The organism is Arthrobacter sp. 2762 (assembly GCF_040548745.1).
Taxonomy (GTDB): Bacteria; Actinomycetota; Actinomycetes; order Actinomycetales; family Micrococcaceae; genus Arthrobacter.
In genome coordinates this window covers 1-14,898 of record NZ_JBEPSI010000003.1, presented here as the reverse complement: position 1 = coordinate 14,898, position 14,898 = coordinate 1, and the positions used below count along the sequence as shown (strand labels likewise).

The 14,898-nt window shown below is 61.1% G+C and carries 16 protein-coding genes and 1 tRNA gene; 5 read left to right on the top strand and 12 right to left on the bottom strand.

The genetic code is table 11. From position 1 onward, the window contains the following. Positions 1 to 31 precede the first annotated feature (31 nt). Positions 32 to 967, top strand: coding sequence for a cysteine synthase A (cysK, locus tag ABIE18_RS06650; RefSeq protein WP_499721898.1), 936 nt, complete (start codon positions 32 to 34; stop codon positions 965 to 967). Positions 968 to 1,008: 41 nt separating this feature from the next. Continuing rightward, positions 1,009 to 1,593 (top strand): serine O-acetyltransferase EpsC, encoded by a 585-nt coding sequence (gene epsC / locus ABIE18_RS06645; protein ID WP_223933212.1) that lies wholly within the window; start codon positions 1,009 to 1,011, stop codon positions 1,591 to 1,593. Between the two features lie 5 nt (positions 1,594 to 1,598). Here the strand turns inward: epsC and ABIE18_RS06640 are convergent, their stop codons facing one another. Together ABIE18_RS06640 and gnd are read right to left on the bottom strand one after the other, a co-directional pair. Further along, positions 1,599 to 2,432, bottom strand: a complete 834-nt coding sequence (locus tag ABIE18_RS06640) for an oxidoreductase (protein ID WP_499721896.1) — start codon at positions 2,430 to 2,432, stop codon at positions 1,599 to 1,601. 112 nt (positions 2,433 to 2,544) lie between these two features. Beyond that, complete coding sequence (gnd, locus tag ABIE18_RS06635) at positions 2,545 to 3,981, bottom strand: NADP-dependent phosphogluconate dehydrogenase (RefSeq protein ID WP_499721895.1); 1,437 nt, start codon at positions 3,979 to 3,981, stop codon at positions 2,545 to 2,547. Positions 3,982 to 4,234: 253 nt separating this feature from the next. On the opposite strand from gnd, the gene ABIE18_RS06630 reads away from it, so the two are divergent. Further along, positions 4,235 to 4,963 (top strand): FadR/GntR family transcriptional regulator, encoded by a 729-nt coding sequence (locus ABIE18_RS06630; protein WP_216925444.1) that lies wholly within the window; start codon positions 4,235 to 4,237, stop codon positions 4,961 to 4,963. On the opposite strand, the gene ABIE18_RS06625 is transcribed toward ABIE18_RS06630, so the two are convergent. From ABIE18_RS06625 to ABIE18_RS06615, 3 genes are read right to left on the bottom strand one after another with little or no spacing between them, the layout of a single operon-like run. Then, entirely contained in the window at positions 4,960 to 6,009 is a 1,050-nt protein-coding gene (locus ABIE18_RS06625; protein WP_499721893.1) for an L-idonate 5-dehydrogenase, read from the bottom strand. The two genes, ABIE18_RS06630 and ABIE18_RS06625, sit on opposite strands and share 4 nt — an antisense overlap. Then, positions 6,009 to 6,779 carry an SDR family oxidoreductase gene (locus ABIE18_RS06620; RefSeq protein WP_499721892.1) on the bottom strand — a complete coding sequence of 257 codons (771 nt, stop codon included), beginning with the start codon at positions 6,777 to 6,779 and terminating at the stop codon, positions 6,009 to 6,011. Before ABIE18_RS06620 ends, ABIE18_RS06625 begins: the two co-directional genes overlap by 1 nt. A gap of 53 nt (positions 6,780 to 6,832) precedes the next feature. Next, a complete protein-coding gene (locus ABIE18_RS06615; RefSeq protein WP_499721891.1) occupies positions 6,833 to 7,732 on the bottom strand; it encodes an NAD(P)-dependent oxidoreductase in 900 nt (299 codons plus the stop codon). 85 nt (positions 7,733 to 7,817) lie between these two features. Here ABIE18_RS06615 and ABIE18_RS06610 point away from each other — a divergent pair, with 85 nt between their 5' ends. Further along, positions 7,818 to 8,885 carry a D-2-hydroxyacid dehydrogenase gene (locus ABIE18_RS06610; protein ID WP_499721890.1) on the top strand — a complete coding sequence of 356 codons (1,068 nt, stop codon included), beginning with the start codon at positions 7,818 to 7,820 and terminating at the stop codon, positions 8,883 to 8,885. Between the two features lie 84 nt (positions 8,886 to 8,969). On the opposite strand, the gene ABIE18_RS06605 is transcribed toward ABIE18_RS06610, so the two are convergent. The 7 genes from ABIE18_RS06605 to ABIE18_RS06575 form a co-directional block, all read right to left on the bottom strand. Then, positions 8,970 to 10,328, bottom strand: coding sequence for an MFS transporter (locus tag ABIE18_RS06605; RefSeq protein WP_499721889.1), 1,359 nt, complete (start codon positions 10,326 to 10,328; stop codon positions 8,970 to 8,972). A gap of 158 nt (positions 10,329 to 10,486) precedes the next feature. Next, complete coding sequence (locus ABIE18_RS06600) at positions 10,487 to 11,281, bottom strand: IclR family transcriptional regulator (protein WP_499721888.1); 795 nt, start codon at positions 11,279 to 11,281, stop codon at positions 10,487 to 10,489. A 248-nt stretch (positions 11,282 to 11,529) separates the two neighbouring features. Continuing rightward, positions 11,530 to 11,820, bottom strand: a complete 291-nt coding sequence (locus ABIE18_RS06595; RefSeq protein WP_499721887.1) for a hypothetical protein — start codon at positions 11,818 to 11,820, stop codon at positions 11,530 to 11,532. 106 nt (positions 11,821 to 11,926) lie between these two features. Further along, a tRNA-Val gene (locus tag ABIE18_RS06590) sits at positions 11,927 to 12,002 on the bottom strand. Positions 12,003 to 12,057: 55 nt separating this feature from the next. Further along, complete coding sequence (locus ABIE18_RS06585) at positions 12,058 to 12,987, bottom strand: NAD-dependent protein deacetylase (protein WP_499721886.1); 930 nt, start codon at positions 12,985 to 12,987, stop codon at positions 12,058 to 12,060. Between the two features lie 23 nt (positions 12,988 to 13,010). Then, positions 13,011 to 13,514, bottom strand: a complete 504-nt coding sequence (locus ABIE18_RS06580; RefSeq protein WP_499721885.1) for a peroxiredoxin — start codon at positions 13,512 to 13,514, stop codon at positions 13,011 to 13,013. Next, positions 13,511 to 13,930: a DUF3052 domain-containing protein gene (locus ABIE18_RS06575; protein WP_499721883.1), complete on the bottom strand. Its 420-nt coding sequence runs from the start codon at positions 13,928 to 13,930 to the stop codon at positions 13,511 to 13,513. The genes ABIE18_RS06580 and ABIE18_RS06575 overlap by 4 nt, the downstream gene beginning before the upstream one ends. A 381-nt stretch (positions 13,931 to 14,311) precedes the next feature. On the opposite strand from ABIE18_RS06575, the gene ABIE18_RS06570 reads away from it, so the two are divergent. Further along, the coding region (locus tag ABIE18_RS06570) for a pyruvate dehydrogenase E1 component-related protein (RefSeq protein ID WP_499722259.1) at positions 14,312 to 14,898 on the top strand (587 nt) is incomplete at its 3' end.

Below are 14,898 nucleotides of genomic sequence, written 5' to 3'. Positions count from 1 at the left end.
CATTCCCTCTTCAGAGATAGGCATAATCTTCATGGCAAGGATCTACGACGACGTCACCCAGCTGGTCGGCCGCACTCCGCTGGTCCGTTTGAACCGGCTGACCGAAGGCCTTGAGGCCACCGTTGCGGTCAAGCTTGAGTTCTACAACCCGGCCAACAGCGTGAAGGACCGCATCGGTGTGGCCATCATTGACGCCGCCGAAAAGTCCGGTGCCCTGAAACCGGGTGGAACAATTGTGGAAGGCACTTCCGGTAACACCGGAATCGCGCTGGCACTTGTTGGTGCCGCACGCGGCTACAAGGTCATCCTGACCATGCCTGAGACCATGTCCACCGAACGTCGTGTCATGCTTCGCGCTTATGGTGCAGAAATCGTACTGACTCCCGGTTCCGAAGGCATGCGCGGCGCCGTTGAAAAGGCCCAGGAAATCGTTGGCAACACAGAGAACTCCATCTGGGCGCAGCAGTTCGCCAACCCGGCCAACCCGGAGATCCACCGCAACACCACTGCCGAGGAGATCTGGGCGGACACAGATGGCGAAGTAGACATCTTTGTTGGCGGCATCGGTACCGGCGGTACCGTGACCGGCGTCGGGCAGGTCCTTAAGGAGCGCAAGCCCGAAGTCCAGATCATTGCCGTTGAGCCCAAGGACTCCCCCATCCTTAATGGCGGCAGCCCCGGTCCCCACAAGATCCAGGGCCTGGGCGCCAACTTCATCCCGGAAGTCCTTGACACCAACGTCTACGACGAAGTTCTCGACGCTACCCTTGAAGACTCGGTTGCCACCGCCCGCGCCTTGGGTTCCAAGGAAGGCGTCCTCGCCGGCATCTCCGGCGGCGCCGCAGTATGGGGCGCGCTGGAAGTGGCCAAGCGTCCCGAGAACAAGGGCAAGCTGATCGTCGTGATCGTGCCGGACTTCGGAGAACGTTACATCTCCACTGTGCTCTTTGACGATATCCGCGGCTAACACTTCGCCCGCAAGCATTCATTTCCTGTAGAAAGGTCTTTGTGAGCTTCTTCGCAAGGCTTAAGGAAGACCTCGACGCCGCCCGGTCACATGACCCGGCGGCTCGAGGTTCTTTTGAGAACTTTTTCGCCTACTCCGGCCTGCACGCCATCTGGGCTCACCGCGTGACGCACAAGCTCTGGCAAAACCCGGCCCTTCGCTTCCCCGCCCGCCTGATCTCCCAGTTGGCGAGATTCCTGACGGGCATCGAGATCCATCCCGGCGCAACCATCGGCCGGCGTTTCTTCATCGACCATGGCATGGGCGTCGTTATCGGTGAAACTGCTGAAATCGGCGAGGACGTGATGATCTACCACGGTGTGACGCTCGGTGGCCGGTCCCTTGCCAAGGTCAAGCGCCATCCCACCATCGGGGATCGTGTGACCATCGGCGCAGGCGCCAAGGTCCTGGGTCCCATCACGATCGGCGCAGACAGCGCGATTGGTGCGAACGCCGTAGTGGTGAAGAACGCTCCCCCGGAGTCGATCATCACGGGCATTCCGGCCACATGGCGGCACCGCGACGCGAAATCCGAAACCAAACCGGCGGTTGACCCGGCTGAGTACTACATCGAATACCGGATCTAGCTGAGTCAGCCGGTAAACCTCTTGTAGGAGTTCCAGAGCACGGCGTCAAAGACGCGGTCAGGAAGAACTCTCCGTAAGGCCAGGACGCTCCAGGCTCCCCTACCCACCGGGTAGCGGGTCTTGGGGCGTTTTGCCGTCGACGCGCGAACTATTGCCCTGGCCACTACCCTCGGAGGGGTAGATATCAGCTGTCCGGATGTTGACGCCAAGGCTGCTGCCATGACGTGGGCCTGCCCCTTGTATGGACCTTTGCCGGACGCCGATAACAGGCCTTCCCCGGCAATGGTGCCCCATTCGGTGTCCGTTCCGGCGGGCTCAATGAGGACGACGTCGATGCCGTGCGGTCTCAACTCAAGCCGCAAAGAATCGCTCATCCCCTCCACGGCGAATTTTGTCCCGTGGTACCAAGCGCCCAGGGGTTCATAAATTTTTCCGCCGATGGACGAGACGTTGATGATCCGACCAGAACCGGCTTGCCGCATCCTGGGAATAACGAGTTGAGTCATCCTTGCCAGACCCATCACGTTCACCTCGAACTGGCGCCTGCCTTCGGCCAAGGGAACCTCTTCCAGGGAGCCGTAGGAGCCGTACCCTGCGTTGTTCACCAGGACATCTATATGCCCGTGTGCGGCTTCAACAAGCGCCACAGCTGAGGCCATGGAGTCCTCGATGGTGACATCCAGGTGCATGACGGTGATTCCCTGTGCCTTAAGCGGGTGCATCTTCTCCACCCGACGCGCGCCGGCGTAGACAATGAACCCTTCGGACCTCAGGGCACGCGCCGTCTCGAAACCAATGCCGGTAGACGCCCCTGTGACGAAAGCGATGCGTTCGGTCATGGCACTGGCTCCTTGGCTCGTGGCACCCGCGCGATGGCCCAGTACCCGTTCCGGCACGGCAAAGGCCGGCTCCTCCCAGCGTATCCGGGAAGAACCGGCCTTGCGGTGGAACTTAGTGGGTGTCGACGGCCGAGATTTCGGACTTGTCTTCGCCCCACAGCGTGTGGAACGTACCTTCGGCATCAACGCGGCCGTAGGTGTGCGCACCGAAGAGGTCGCGCTGGCCCTGGATCAGTGCAGCGGCAACGCGCTTGCGGCGCAGGCCGTCGTAGTACGCCAGCGAGGAGGAGAAGACCGGTACCGGGATGCCCAGCTGGACGGCGGTGGCTACAACGCGGCGCCAGGCCGGGAGGGCCTCGGCGATGGCCTTGGTGAAAGCCGGCGCGAACAGGAGGTTGGCAGGCTTCTCCTCGGCAGAGTAGGCCTTGGTGATGTCCTTGAGGAGTTCTGCGCGGATGATGCAACCTGCGCGCCACAGCGAGGCGATCTCGTCCAACTTGAGGTCCCAGCCGTACTCCTTGGCAGCGGAGGTCAGCATGTCCAGGCCCTGGGCGTAGGAAACCAGCTTGGAGGCGTACAGCGCCTGGCGGACGTCCTCAACGAACGTCTCGGGGATCTCCACGGAAGCCTCTTCGCCGGCCAGCAGTTCCTGGCCAAGCTTGCGCTGCTCGGCCTGTGAGGACAGTGCGCGGGCGAAAACGGACTCGGCGATGCCGGAGACCGGGGAGCCGAGTTCCAGGGCGGAGATGACCGTCCAGCGTCCGGTTCCCTTCTGGCCTGCGGCATCCACGACGACGTCAACGAACGGCTTGCCGGTCTTGGCGTCAACGTGGCCCAGGACCTCGGCGGAGATTTCGATCAAGAAGGAGGACAGATCGCCCTTGTTCCACTCAGCGAAAATCCTGGACTGCTCGGCGGGCTCAATGCCGGCGCCGGAGCGGAGGAGATCGAATGCTTCACCGATGACCTGCATGTCGGCGTATTCGATGCCGTTGTGGACCATCTTGACGAAGTGGCCGGCACCGTCGGTGCCGATCCAAGCGCAGCACGGTTCGCCGTCGACCTTCGCGGCAATCTTCTCCAGCAGCGGGCCGAGGGCGTCATAGGACTCCCTGGAGCCACCGGGCATGATGGAGGGACCGTTCAGCGCGCCCTCTTCGCCACCGGAAACACCGACGCCAACGAAGTGCAGGTCCTTCTTGGCCAGCGCGGCTTCGCGGCGGCGGGTGTCCTCGTAGTGCGAGTTACCGGCATCGATGATGATGTCCCCGGCCTCGAGCAGCGGTTCGAGCTGCTCGATGACGTTGTCCACCGGAGCGCCTGCCTTGACCATGATGAGGACACGGCGGGGCTTTTCGAGGGAGTCGACGAGTTCCTGCAGCGTTTCCGTGCGGATGAAGTCGCCGTCCGTGCCGTGCTTTTCAAGCAGGGCGTCGGTCTTTTCCACGGAGCGGTTGTGGAGAGCCACGGTGAAGCCGTTGCGGGCCAGGTTGCGGGCCAGGTTGGCGCCCATCACCGCAAGGCCGGTGACACCGATGTGTGCTGACATCAAAACTCCAATTCGATCGTGTACAAACAGTCCCACCTACCCCCCTGGGGGCACGCAGGAAGCGATTTCATAACCAGGGGCTGTAATAAACCATACGTATTTAAGCCATGGGCAGGAAAGCGGCGCCCACGTTTTGGAACGGCACCGCTTCATAAACAGTCTATGATGTGCGGGACTTCCACAGACTCCGATGGGTACCGAATGGCATCGGATGCGACACGCGGAATGTCTTCACCCCACTATGCTTACCTCTATGTCAACCAGCCTCCACCACCGCGCCGTAGAGCATCTGGGAACCCGGATTGTGGGCGGCGCCCTTCCCACCGGCCACGTCATGCTGGCCGAACATTTGGAAGACGAGCTCAACGTTTCGCGCTCTGTGGTCCGGGAGGCCGTCCGCGTCCTGCAGTCGCTGGGCTTGGTGGAGACCATTAAGCGTGTCGGAATCCGCGTCCTCCCGGCCCATCGTTGGAATCCCTTTGATCCATTGGTCATTCGCTGGCGCTTGGCCGGCGAGGGTCGTGGCGCCCAACTGAGGTCGCTCGCTGAGCTGCGTTCCGCCGTCGAGCCTGTTGCTGCGGAACTCGCAGCTGGAAACGCTCCGGAAACCCTCCGCCGGGAACTCGTGGATATTTCGCTGGCCATGAAGGAAGCCGGCGACGCCGGAGACATGCCACGCTTCCTTGACCTCGACATCCGGTTCCATGCACTGGTGCTCTCCGGCTCCGGAAACGAAATGTTTGCCAACCTGATTGGCCAGGTGACAGAGACCCTGACGGGACGTACGGTGCACGGACTCATGCCGGAGCACCCGCAGAAGCAGGCGCTGCAGTGGCATATCGACGTCGCCCACGCCATCGACGCCGGCGACGGTCAGCAGGCCAGGGATGCGGCCGGAAAAATCATGCGCCAAACGATCGCGGAGCTGGCCCCCAGCTGGAACGACCAGCCCCGCGTCTTCGTACCCGTGGCGAAAAACTAATCCTGGAAGTTCAGCAGGACTTTGCCGGACTCGGCTGAGTTCCTGGCTACTTCGAACGCCTCGAGGCCGTGAGCGAGGTCGAATTCGTGCGTTATCACGGGTTCCACGAACAGGGACCCGTCGGCCAACGCTGCGATGACGTCATCGATTTCGTTGTTGAACCGGAAGGATCCCAACAGTTCCAGCTCCCGGGTGATGGCCAGGGAGATGAAGACCGGCTGCGGGCCCGAGGGCAGCAGCCCCACCATCACCACTTTCCCGCCGCGCGTGGCTCCTTTGATCGCCGAGGCAAGGCCGTGGTGGCTGCCGGAGGACTCGATGACGACGTCGGCCTCCACAGCCGCGATGGCGGCGGCGTCATCGCCCCTCAGGACAGCGTCGGCACCCACGGCGCGGGCGATCTCCAAAGGCTTCTCATGCATATCGACCGCGACGATCCGGGCCGCGCCGGCGCGCTTGAGGACAGCGACCGCGAGGGTACCGATCGGGCCGCTGCCGATCACCAGGGCAGTCTTTCCCGCTACGTCACCGGCCCGGGCAACCGCATGCCAGGCCACGCTGGCCGGTTCAACCAGCGCCGCGGTCCGCAGATCCAGGGTTTCCGGCAGGGCACGGAGCATCCGCGAGGGAAGGGTGGCGTAGCGGCTGAAAGCGCCGTCGGTGTGTGGAAAGCGTGCCGCGCTGCCCAAATACGTGCAGCCCGGTGAAAGGTTGGGCCGCTCTTCCGGGTAGCGTGCCCCGCCCGGGCCCGGCGTCGCCGGGTGCACGGCCACCGGGGTGCCGGCCACAGGGCCGCTGCCATCAGCTGCCTGCTCGATGATGACCCCGACAATTTCATGGCCCAGGACCAGCGGGGCCTTGAGGATCGATTCCCCCGCGGCACCATGCAACCAATAGTGCAGGTCCGAACCGCAGATCCCGCCGTAAGCGATCTCCACGATCGACTCATCGGGCGCCGGGGTCCTCAGCGGGACGTCTTCGATCCGCAGGTCACCTTTGGCATGGGCGACGACCGCGGGGCCGGAGGCTGGGAAGGTGATGCCCATCAGACCACCACCGTCATTCCGCCATCGACGAAGATCGTCTGGCCATTGACGAAATTGGACCCCTGGGACGCAAGCCACACAACAGGCCCGGCCAGGTCAGCGGCCGTGCCCCACCGGTGGGCAGGCGTCCGGCCGAGGATCCAGGAATTAAACGCTTCGTCATCGACCAGGTTCTGCGTCATTTCCGTATGGATGTACCCCGGGGCGATGCCGTTGATCTGCAACCCGGAGCCGGCCCATTCAGCAGTCATCGCGCGGGTCAGGTTACGCAGCCCGCCCTTCGCAGCCACATACGGGGCAATCGTAGGGCGCGCAAGGTCCGTCTGGACCGAGCAGATGTTAATGATCTTCCCCCGGCCCCTGGGAATCATGTGCCGGGCCGCTTCCCGGCCCACCAGGAACGCGCTGGTCAAATCCGTGCTGATCACCCGGTCCCAGTCCCTGACATCCAGGTCAAGCATGGGAACCCGGTGCTGGATCCCGGCATTATTGACCAGGATGTCCAGTGGGCCAACGTTGGCCTCGATCCACGCCACCCCTTCGGCAGCCGAAGCGGCATCCGTCACATCGAACGCCCTGCTGTGGACCCTCCCGGCAGGGTATCCAGCCACCATGGCCTCGCATGCCGCTTCCAAACGTTCGGGGTTGATCCCGTTCAACACCACGGTCGCACCAGCATCAGCCAGGCCTCGGGCCAGCGCATTACCAATCCCCCGGCTCGAACCCGTCACCAACGCCACGCGTCCGCTCAGATCAAACAATCCACTCATGTTTCCTTAGCATTCCTTCTTGTCTGGACAGGTTTCTTAGTCGAGGCCGCCACTTAGTTCGCGGCCGAAGACATGGCAAGATTGGCTATCGCCTGGCGAACGACGGCGAGGTCCTGATCGCCAAGTCCTTGGCGTTTGAGTTCGCCGTAGAGCTCGATGGCCGCAGAGGCCATCGGTACCGGGGAGCCCACACTTTCGGCGCTTTGGACCACGAAGGCCAAATCCTTGTGCATGAACTTGGCCGGTCCGGTGGGCCTGTAGTTCTTGGCCGCCAAGCGTGGCCCGACAATCTCCAGCACCCGGCTTGCTGCCAGGCCTCCTGCGAGGACCTCATACAGGGCGGCAACATCCATTCCTGAGCGCTCGGCAAGTTCAGCAGCCTCGGCGAGTGCCGCCGTCGCAGTCCCGACGATCAGCTGATTGCAGGCCTTGGCGAGCGAGCCCGATCCCAATGGGCCCATCCGGCGGACTGTTGTCCCCATGGTTTCAAAGAGTGGCTGAAGCCGTTCAAAGTCCGCTTCGGACGCTCCTGCCATAATGGCCAAGGTTCCGTTTTCGGCACCTGTAGTGCCGCCGCTTACTGGCGCGTCAACCACCACGGCATTTCCGCCGCTGGCCTGATGGACTCTTTCGCCGAACTGCCGGACATCCGTTGGCGAAACGCTGCTCATAACCACGACGGCGGTCCCCGGCTGGGGCGGCTCCGACCGCCACGCATCGAGCAAGCCTTCTGCTGCAGAGTCAATGAAGGGCAAATCGGGAAGCATGAAAACGATCGCCGGTTCGTCCCGGAGTTGGGCAACTGTCCCCACCCGGCTGATGCCGGCAAGGCCTTCAAAAACAGCCTCGGAACGGTTCCACGCCTTGACAACCCATCCTGCTTTAGCGACGTTGGCCGCCATGGGAGCTCCCATGAGTCCCAAGCCTACGAAACCCATACGTTTGCTGGTCATGTCGTGAAGAACCTCACTTCTTTGTGTCCATCAAAAGTTTGTGCCAATCACAATCAACTGTTCAATATTCTAGCCTCCATTCAGTATGATGAACACTATGACGACTGATGAACTTACCATCGCGATCGCTGTACCGCTCGAAGTTGAGCATGTGGAGCGTATTCGCGCCGTGGATCCTTCCGTAACTGTCCTGTACGAACCAGATCTCCTTCCGCCCGAGCGCTTCCCTGCCGACCACAGCGGGGACCCGGATTTCAAGCGGACGCCGGAGCAGGAAGAACGCTACTGGGCCATGCTCAACCGGGCTCAGGTTCTGTACGGCTTCCCTAACGAAAGCCCCGCCGGCCTTGCCCGGATTGCCCGGAGCAATCCCCACCTTCAATGGATTCACGCCATGGCCGCTGGGGCTGGCGGAGCCGTCAAGGCTTCGGGGCTGGATACTGAGACGCTCCGAAAATTCCGCGTCACTACGTCAGCCGGGGTCCACGCGTTGCCGCTCGCTGAATTCTCTGCCTTTGGCATCCTTAACGGCTTCAAGCGCAGCGCGGAAATGGCCCAGGACCAAGCGGCCAAGGTTTGGCCCGAGTTGCGCACACCCACCAAGTTGGCCAATGGATCCAAGGTAGTCATTGCCGGGCTTGGCGAGATCGGCATGGAAACCGCACGTATTGCCCGCGCTCTGGGCATGAAGGTCAGCGGCACCAAACGCAACGTAGAGGCCATTGAAGGCATCGACGAGGTCACCAACAATGACGGCCTTGCGAGCCTGGTTGCCGACGCTGACGCTGTAGTGAACACCCTTCCCGGCACGCCATACACAGAGAAGCTGTTCAGCACCGACATCTTCTCCGCAATGAAGCCGGGTACCGTGTTCGTCAACGTTGGCCGTGGCACCGTGGTGGACGAGGACGCCCTTCTTGAGGCCCTCAACAGCGGCCAGGTTGCCTATGCCTGCCTGGACGTCTTTGCCGTCGAGCCGCTCCCGCAGGCCAGCCCCCTGTGGAACCATCCCAAGGTGCTGGTATCGCCCCACACGTCTGCACTGAGCTCCGCCGAAAACCGCCTCATCGCGGAACGCTTCTGCAGCAACCTCCGTACATTCCTGGACGGTGGCGACCTTCCCCATCTGGTGGATCCGGTCCACTTCTACTAGGCCCAGTAAGCTCTGATGCAAAAGGCTCCGACCCCAAGGGGGTCGGAGCCTTTCTTGCGCCAATGTTTGGCAGCTGCAGGTGGGCTACTTCGCGTCCTCAAGGGAAAGAAGGTCCCGTCCAGCTGTTTCAGGCGTAAAGAATGTCGTGATGAAGGAAATCAGCGCCAGCACGAGCGAGTAGACCGCGAGAACAACCCAGGAGTTATGCGTAGCCGCCAGGAGGATGGCGCCGAGCAGGGGCACAAGGCCGCCTGCCAGCACTGCAGAGATTTCCCGGCTCAGCGCAACTCCGGTGAAGCGGTACTGGGAACCAAACAGTTCAGGTAGCAACGGGCACTGCGGGCCCAGCATGGACTGGACGCCCAGCGCGATACCAACCACCATGACTGCCCATACGAGGGTCACGTTTCCGAGAGTCACCAAATAGAAAGCGGGGATGGCAAAGACCGCCTGGAACAAGGCACCATAGCGGTAAACCCGCACGCGGCCAAAGCGGTCAGACAGTGCTCCGAAAGTCACCACCATGACGGCTGCGAATCCAGCGGCAATCAGAAGTCCCACAGGGCCAATGAACTTGTCTCCAGGAAAGACACCCTCCTTGACCGACATGAAGGAGATCAGCAGAGCCGAATAGATGGAAGAGTTGCCGTTCTCCCCCATGCGGAGTCCTATACCAACCAGCACGTTCCTTCTGGAGTGCTTCCAAAGTTGACCGACAGGATTCTTGACCACATTCTTGTGCTTCTCCAGTTCCTGAAATACCGGGGTTTCCTTCAACCTCAGGCGAATGAATACGGCAACAATGATCAGGACAAAGCTGGCAAGGAATGGCACCCTCCAGAGCCACGCCTCGAAAGCATCCTTATCCGCCAACTGCAACAGAGCGAAAGTCCCAGCGCCCAGGAGCGTGCCGAGCTGAATGCCCACGAATGGCAGCGACGCGAAGTACCCGCGACGCTTCGGCGGAGCCACTTCTGATATCAGGGTTGTGGCTCCAGCCTGTTCCGCTCCGGCACCCAAGCCCTGGATGATGCGCAACGTCACCAGGAGTACAGCGCCGAGCATTCCGGCCTGCTCGAAGGTGGGAAGCAGGCCGATGGCAAAGCTTGCGAGTCCCATCATGCCAATTGTCAGCAAGAGGACCATTTTGCGGCCAAACCTGTCTCCGATGAATCCGAAGAAAATACCGCCGAACGGCCTGGCCGCAAATCCCACGCCATAGGTAGCAAAGGATGCGATCAAAGCCCCACTCTCACCCAAAGGTTTGAAGAACAAAGGCCCAAAGATCAAGGCCGAGGCCAGGCCATAAATGTAGAAATCGTAGTACTCCAGGGCAGAACCCACGGAGCTGGCCAGCGTCGCCCTGCGAAGCTGTTCCGGCTCAACCACTGCATCGTCAGCCTCAGCTGCGAGCTTTGCATCAGTACGAGTTGTCACAAGCACTCCCTCAAAATCACCCCAGGCCCCCGTTGGCCCGACGAGATAGTGATGGCATCACCGCCAAGATCACTATGGTGAACAGCGTACAGCTTGTTGAACGCAGTGCCAAGATTGAAATCAGATTTATTCAAAACCCGCCGATTGTGACGTGCGGCACGGCATCAACCCATCGGATTCCCCAGGGAACGGGCCAGCTCCTTGAGTTCCTTGACCATGAGCGCACCCTGCTCCTCTGAATAAGTAGCCTTCAATGCAGTAACAGAAAGCCCCAAGCTGGGACCATGTGCTCCATGGGTGGGCACGGGAACGGCAAGGCACACCACTCCTACCGTGGATTCTTCGTCCTCAAAGGCAAAACCCTGCTTGCGGATCGTGGCGATCTGCGCCTTCAGTTCCTCGGCGGTGCGCAGTGAGTTCGGCGTCATGACCGGAAGTTCCATGCCATCCGGGAACATGGCATCGATGTCGTGATCATGCAATTGCGCCAGGAGCGCCTTTCCTACACTGCAGAGGGACACCGGCATCTTGTCGCCTATGTTGGAGGTCAGTCGAACTGCAGGATGACCCTCATAGCGGGCAAGGTAAATGACATGGTCCCCGTCCAACATGGCAATGCGGACAGTTTCTCCGGACAGGGTGGGCGCCTGTTCACAGTACTTGTAGAACTCCTGCACTTCGTCCAAGCGGCTCAAGTAGGCTGCGCCCAGCTCCACGAGCTTTCGCCCCAAGCCAAAGTCGGCGCCCTGCCTGGTAATAAGCCGCGCTTCTTCCAGTGCCAGCAGCAGATTGGACGTGGACGATTTAGGGATTCCCAGCTCCCTGGACAGATCACTCAGGGTGAGGCGGCCCGACGGCGATTCTGCCAATGCTTCCAGAACGGCCGCGGCGCGGGTGACCGCAGGCGCCGGCGATGAGGCGCCCAGTCCTTCGGAGCGGGCAATGCGGGAATCGGCCATGATTCTCCTTCGTCATATCAAACCGGACGTCGCGTCTAACGGCTGTTCATTCAGCTGAACACTACCCATCATAGTGTCATTGCCTGCCGTCCTGCCGGGAGGAGTGGGGCCTTTATCGACACACAAGGCCTTAAGGAGGGCTTTACTTTCCAAACCGAAAAGTTCGCTGTATATTCATTTTCGAGCTCTCCACCGCGGCATCCCCCAATAGTCGTGGTGGAGAGCTCATCCATTTCCCGGCGCGAATCCTACGCAGCCGCCCGCTCTTCGCCACGCAGGTACCAGCCCCCACCGCTTCCGTCCCGCACGAGTTCCCAGGTTGCCAGGCTGGACACGGCGTTGCTTCCCAGCCGTACCTGGACTTGCAAGACCTCAACATCCACGCGGCCCTGCCCCCGGGGCATTCGCTTGGAGCTCTCCCACCACGGCACCCTCTCGAACCATCGGAATGGCTCTTCGGCAATCTGCCATTCCCGGCCGCCCCGGACCACGGTAGTTGCCGTGCCGCCCCCTTTAGTGCGGATGTATACCTGTTCCATAAGCCAGACATTAGGCGTGGGCACCGACTTTTTTGTCAGGGGCTTTTTCGGGAAAAGGAAAACCCCGCCATTTACCAACCTTGCGGTCCGGGATGACGGGGTTTCTTGGTGGGTCCTACCGGGATCGAACCGATGACATCCACGGTGTAAACGTGGCGCTCTACCAGCTGAGCTAAAGACCCAAAGTTCAGTATCAGTGCCTTAGCGCTTCAACCAACGAACAATGACTCTACATGATCATTCGGGAGAAACACCAATCGAGTCCTCCGCTACAGGAAGGTCAGGCAAATTCCGGGCGAGATAATCCAGGGCGCCGCTCACTCCCACTTCAAGTTTCAACACGGCAAATTCGTCACCTCGCGTGATTCCCCTGTTGATGATGACCACCGGCTTGCTTGCCTTCGCCGCATAACGCACGAACCTCAACCCACTCATCACCGTGAGCGAGGAGCCGGCAACCAAGAGAGCTTCGCCTGCGTCCACCATGGCATACGCCCGTTCGACGCGGGTTTTAGGAACATTTTCGCCAAAGTAGACGAAGTCAGGCTTCAGCGTGCCGCCGCAGACAGGACAGACTGCCACCACGAATGACTTGATAAGTTCGGGATCTTCCACGGTGGCGTCAGCGTCGGGTGCCATCTCCACCACACCCGCCTCAAGCGCGGCTGCTACGAACCCCGGATTCAGCTCCTCAAGGACGGCGGCGAGCAGCTTTCTGGAAAAAGTGTGTCCGTTCTCAAGGCAAATCACCTGATCGAAGCGCCCATGCAGATCCACTACAGCGGTGCTCCCGGCTTCCTCATGGAGTCTGTCGACGTTCTGGGTGATAAGGCCGGTCAGCAGACCTCGCCGTTCCATAAGGGCGACGGCGGCGTGGCCAGCATTTGGATCAGCGTGCCGCAGGTGGGACCAACCGATATGGTTCCGGGCCCAATACCGCCGTCGATTGGCAGCGCTGCCGATGAATTCCTGATAGGTCATGGGGCTCCGTGGCGCTGAACCAGGTCCCCGGTAGTCCGGAATACCCGAATCGGTGCTCAGTCCGGCCCCGGTGAGCAGGGCCAGCCGCTTGCCGCCAAGGATGTCCACGGCCTCCTTCAACGCCGCCTCTTCCCCGGCCTCCAAGGTGGCCGCGATAGCCGGCTCCATGCTGGCGAAGCCGGTCATACCAACACCTGGCCGCACTTGGTTCACCCCTGCTGCACACTCAATTCAGAGAGCGCATGGCGGTAGCCAGCGAGGTCCCTCGCCTGTCCTCGCGGATTGACCACCACGTACCGGATCAATCCTTCGGCATCAATGATGAACGTTCCCCTAAGAGCCATCCCGCTCCGGGTATCAAAGACACCGTAAGCCTGTGCCACAGCTCCATGTGGCCAGAAATCAGCCAAAAGATCGAACTCGTAGCGTTCCTGCTCCGCGTACGCGCGCAAAGCAAATTTGCTGTCTACGGAGATCGCAAGGACCGTGGCGTTCGAGTCTTCGAAGGCGCCGATATTGTCGCGAATCTCACACAGTTCTCCCGTGCAGATGCCGGAGAAAGCGAACGGATAGAACACCACCACCACGTTGCGACCCCTGAAATCCGACAAACGGACCGGCTCGCCATATTGATTCAGCAGTTCAAAGTCAGGCGCTGCCTCTCCGATCCCGGGAACGAGCACGGGGGCCGGCGCTTGCTGGACTTCCGTCACTTGTTCTTCTTCGGCACCAGGCGGGTGGCGCTCCAGTCCTTGGATACCCCGGCAGAAGTGGTCAGGTGCAGCCCCGACGTGGGCGCCGCGTCCTGGATTTCCGCCGGAGAGACGTAGTTGTCGCGGCCGGATTTGGGGGTCAGAACCCACACCACGCCGCCCTCTTTCAAGGTGGTGAGCGAATCCATCAGAGCATCGACCAGGTCACCATCGCCGTCCCGCCACCAGCAAATAACAGCGTCTACGACGTCATGATCATCTTCATCCAACAGCTCAGAGCCCGTGACATCTTCAATGTCGTCACGCAAGTCGAAATCGACGTCGTCGTCGTAGCCGCGTTCCTGAATCAGATCCCCGTCTTTGAAACCCAATCTTTCCGCCACATTTACCGATGTGGCGGCGTCGGCCTCGCTCACGTTTCCTCCTTTTGAAGTGACTTCCATTACTAACAGCCAACACCCTTTGGGCGTGTGCTTCAAGCCATTGTCCCTGCGATGACGCATATTCCGCACTACCTGGGGTGTTTCGAAGCTGTGACAATCACGTGGCATCCGTCACGGAGAGCACCAAGATGTGACATACAACGCCCCTGAAGCCCCACGGCTACGCATCCCAGCGCTGTCAAAGCTAGAGTGGCCATGAGCGCTTTGGCTGCAGGGCGATCGCCCCGAGGAATTCTACTGGGCAGCCATGCGCTCACAAGACCTGCCCGGCGCATCCGACCGGGCTGTTGAAACCGAGATGTCGCACACGACGCGTTCATGACGGGCAGTTACCCTGCCAGACCTGAGGCGCCGATGCATGCGCCTAAAGGAAGGTTGGACGTGGCTGCAGGAGAAGAGACCTCACACATCCTCAGCGGGTTGACTGCCCAGCTGCCTGATCGTGATCCGGAAGAGACCGCGGAGTGGATTGAGTCCCTTGATGCGTTGATCGCGGAGCAGGGCACGGAGCGTGCCCAGTACATTATGCGTTCGTTGTTGCAGCGTGCCGGTGCCCGGTCGGTGGGTGTGCCGATGGTGACGACCACTGATTATGTGAACACGATCCCGGTGGACCAGGAAGCAGAATTTCCCGGGAACGAGGAGTTCGAGCGCCGGTACCGTGCGTACATGCGCTGGAACGCCGCGGTCATGGTCCACCGCGCGCAGCGCTCCGATATCGGGGTGGGCGGGCATATTTCCACCTATGCCGGCGCGGCGACCCTGTACGAGGTCGGGTTCAACCATTTCTTCCGCGGCAAGGACCACCCCTCGGGCGGGGACCAGGTGTTCTTCCAGGGACACGCGTCCCCGGGCATGTACGCCCGGGCGTTCATGGAAGGCCGCCTCTCCGAGGAGGACCTGGACGGGTTCCGTCAGGAAAAGTCCAAGGCCGGCCATGC

Coding starts and splice junctions, on each gene's coding strand:
- cysK (WP_499721898.1), top strand. CDS start 32: ATGGCAAGGATCTACGACGACGTCACCCAGCTGGTCGGCCGCACTCCG.
- ABIE18_RS06640 (WP_499721896.1), bottom strand. CDS start 2,432: ATGACCGAACGCATCGCTTTCGTCACAGGGGCGTCTACCGGCATTGGT.
- gnd (WP_499721895.1), bottom strand. CDS start 3,981: ATGTCAGCACACATCGGTGTCACCGGCCTTGCGGTGATGGGCGCCAAC.
- ABIE18_RS06630 (WP_216925444.1), top strand. CDS start 4,235: ATGTCAACCAGCCTCCACCACCGCGCCGTAGAGCATCTGGGAACCCGG.
- ABIE18_RS06625 (WP_499721893.1), bottom strand. CDS start 6,009: ATGGGCATCACCTTCCCAGCCTCCGGCCCCGCGGTCGTCGCCCATGCC.
- ABIE18_RS06620 (WP_499721892.1), bottom strand. CDS start 6,779: ATGAGTGGATTGTTTGATCTGAGCGGACGCGTGGCGTTGGTGACGGGT.
- ABIE18_RS06615 (WP_499721891.1), bottom strand. CDS start 7,732: ATGACCAGCAAACGTATGGGTTTCGTAGGCTTGGGACTCATGGGAGCT.
- ABIE18_RS06610 (WP_499721890.1), top strand. CDS start 7,818: ATGATGAACACTATGACGACTGATGAACTTACCATCGCGATCGCTGTA.
- ABIE18_RS06600 (WP_499721888.1), bottom strand. CDS start 11,281: ATGGCCGATTCCCGCATTGCCCGCTCCGAAGGACTGGGCGCCTCATCG.
- ABIE18_RS06595 (WP_499721887.1), bottom strand. CDS start 11,820: ATGGAACAGGTATACATCCGCACTAAAGGGGGCGGCACGGCAACTACC.
- ABIE18_RS06585 (WP_499721886.1), bottom strand. CDS start 12,987: ATGACCGGCTTCGCCAGCATGGAGCCGGCTATCGCGGCCACCTTGGAG.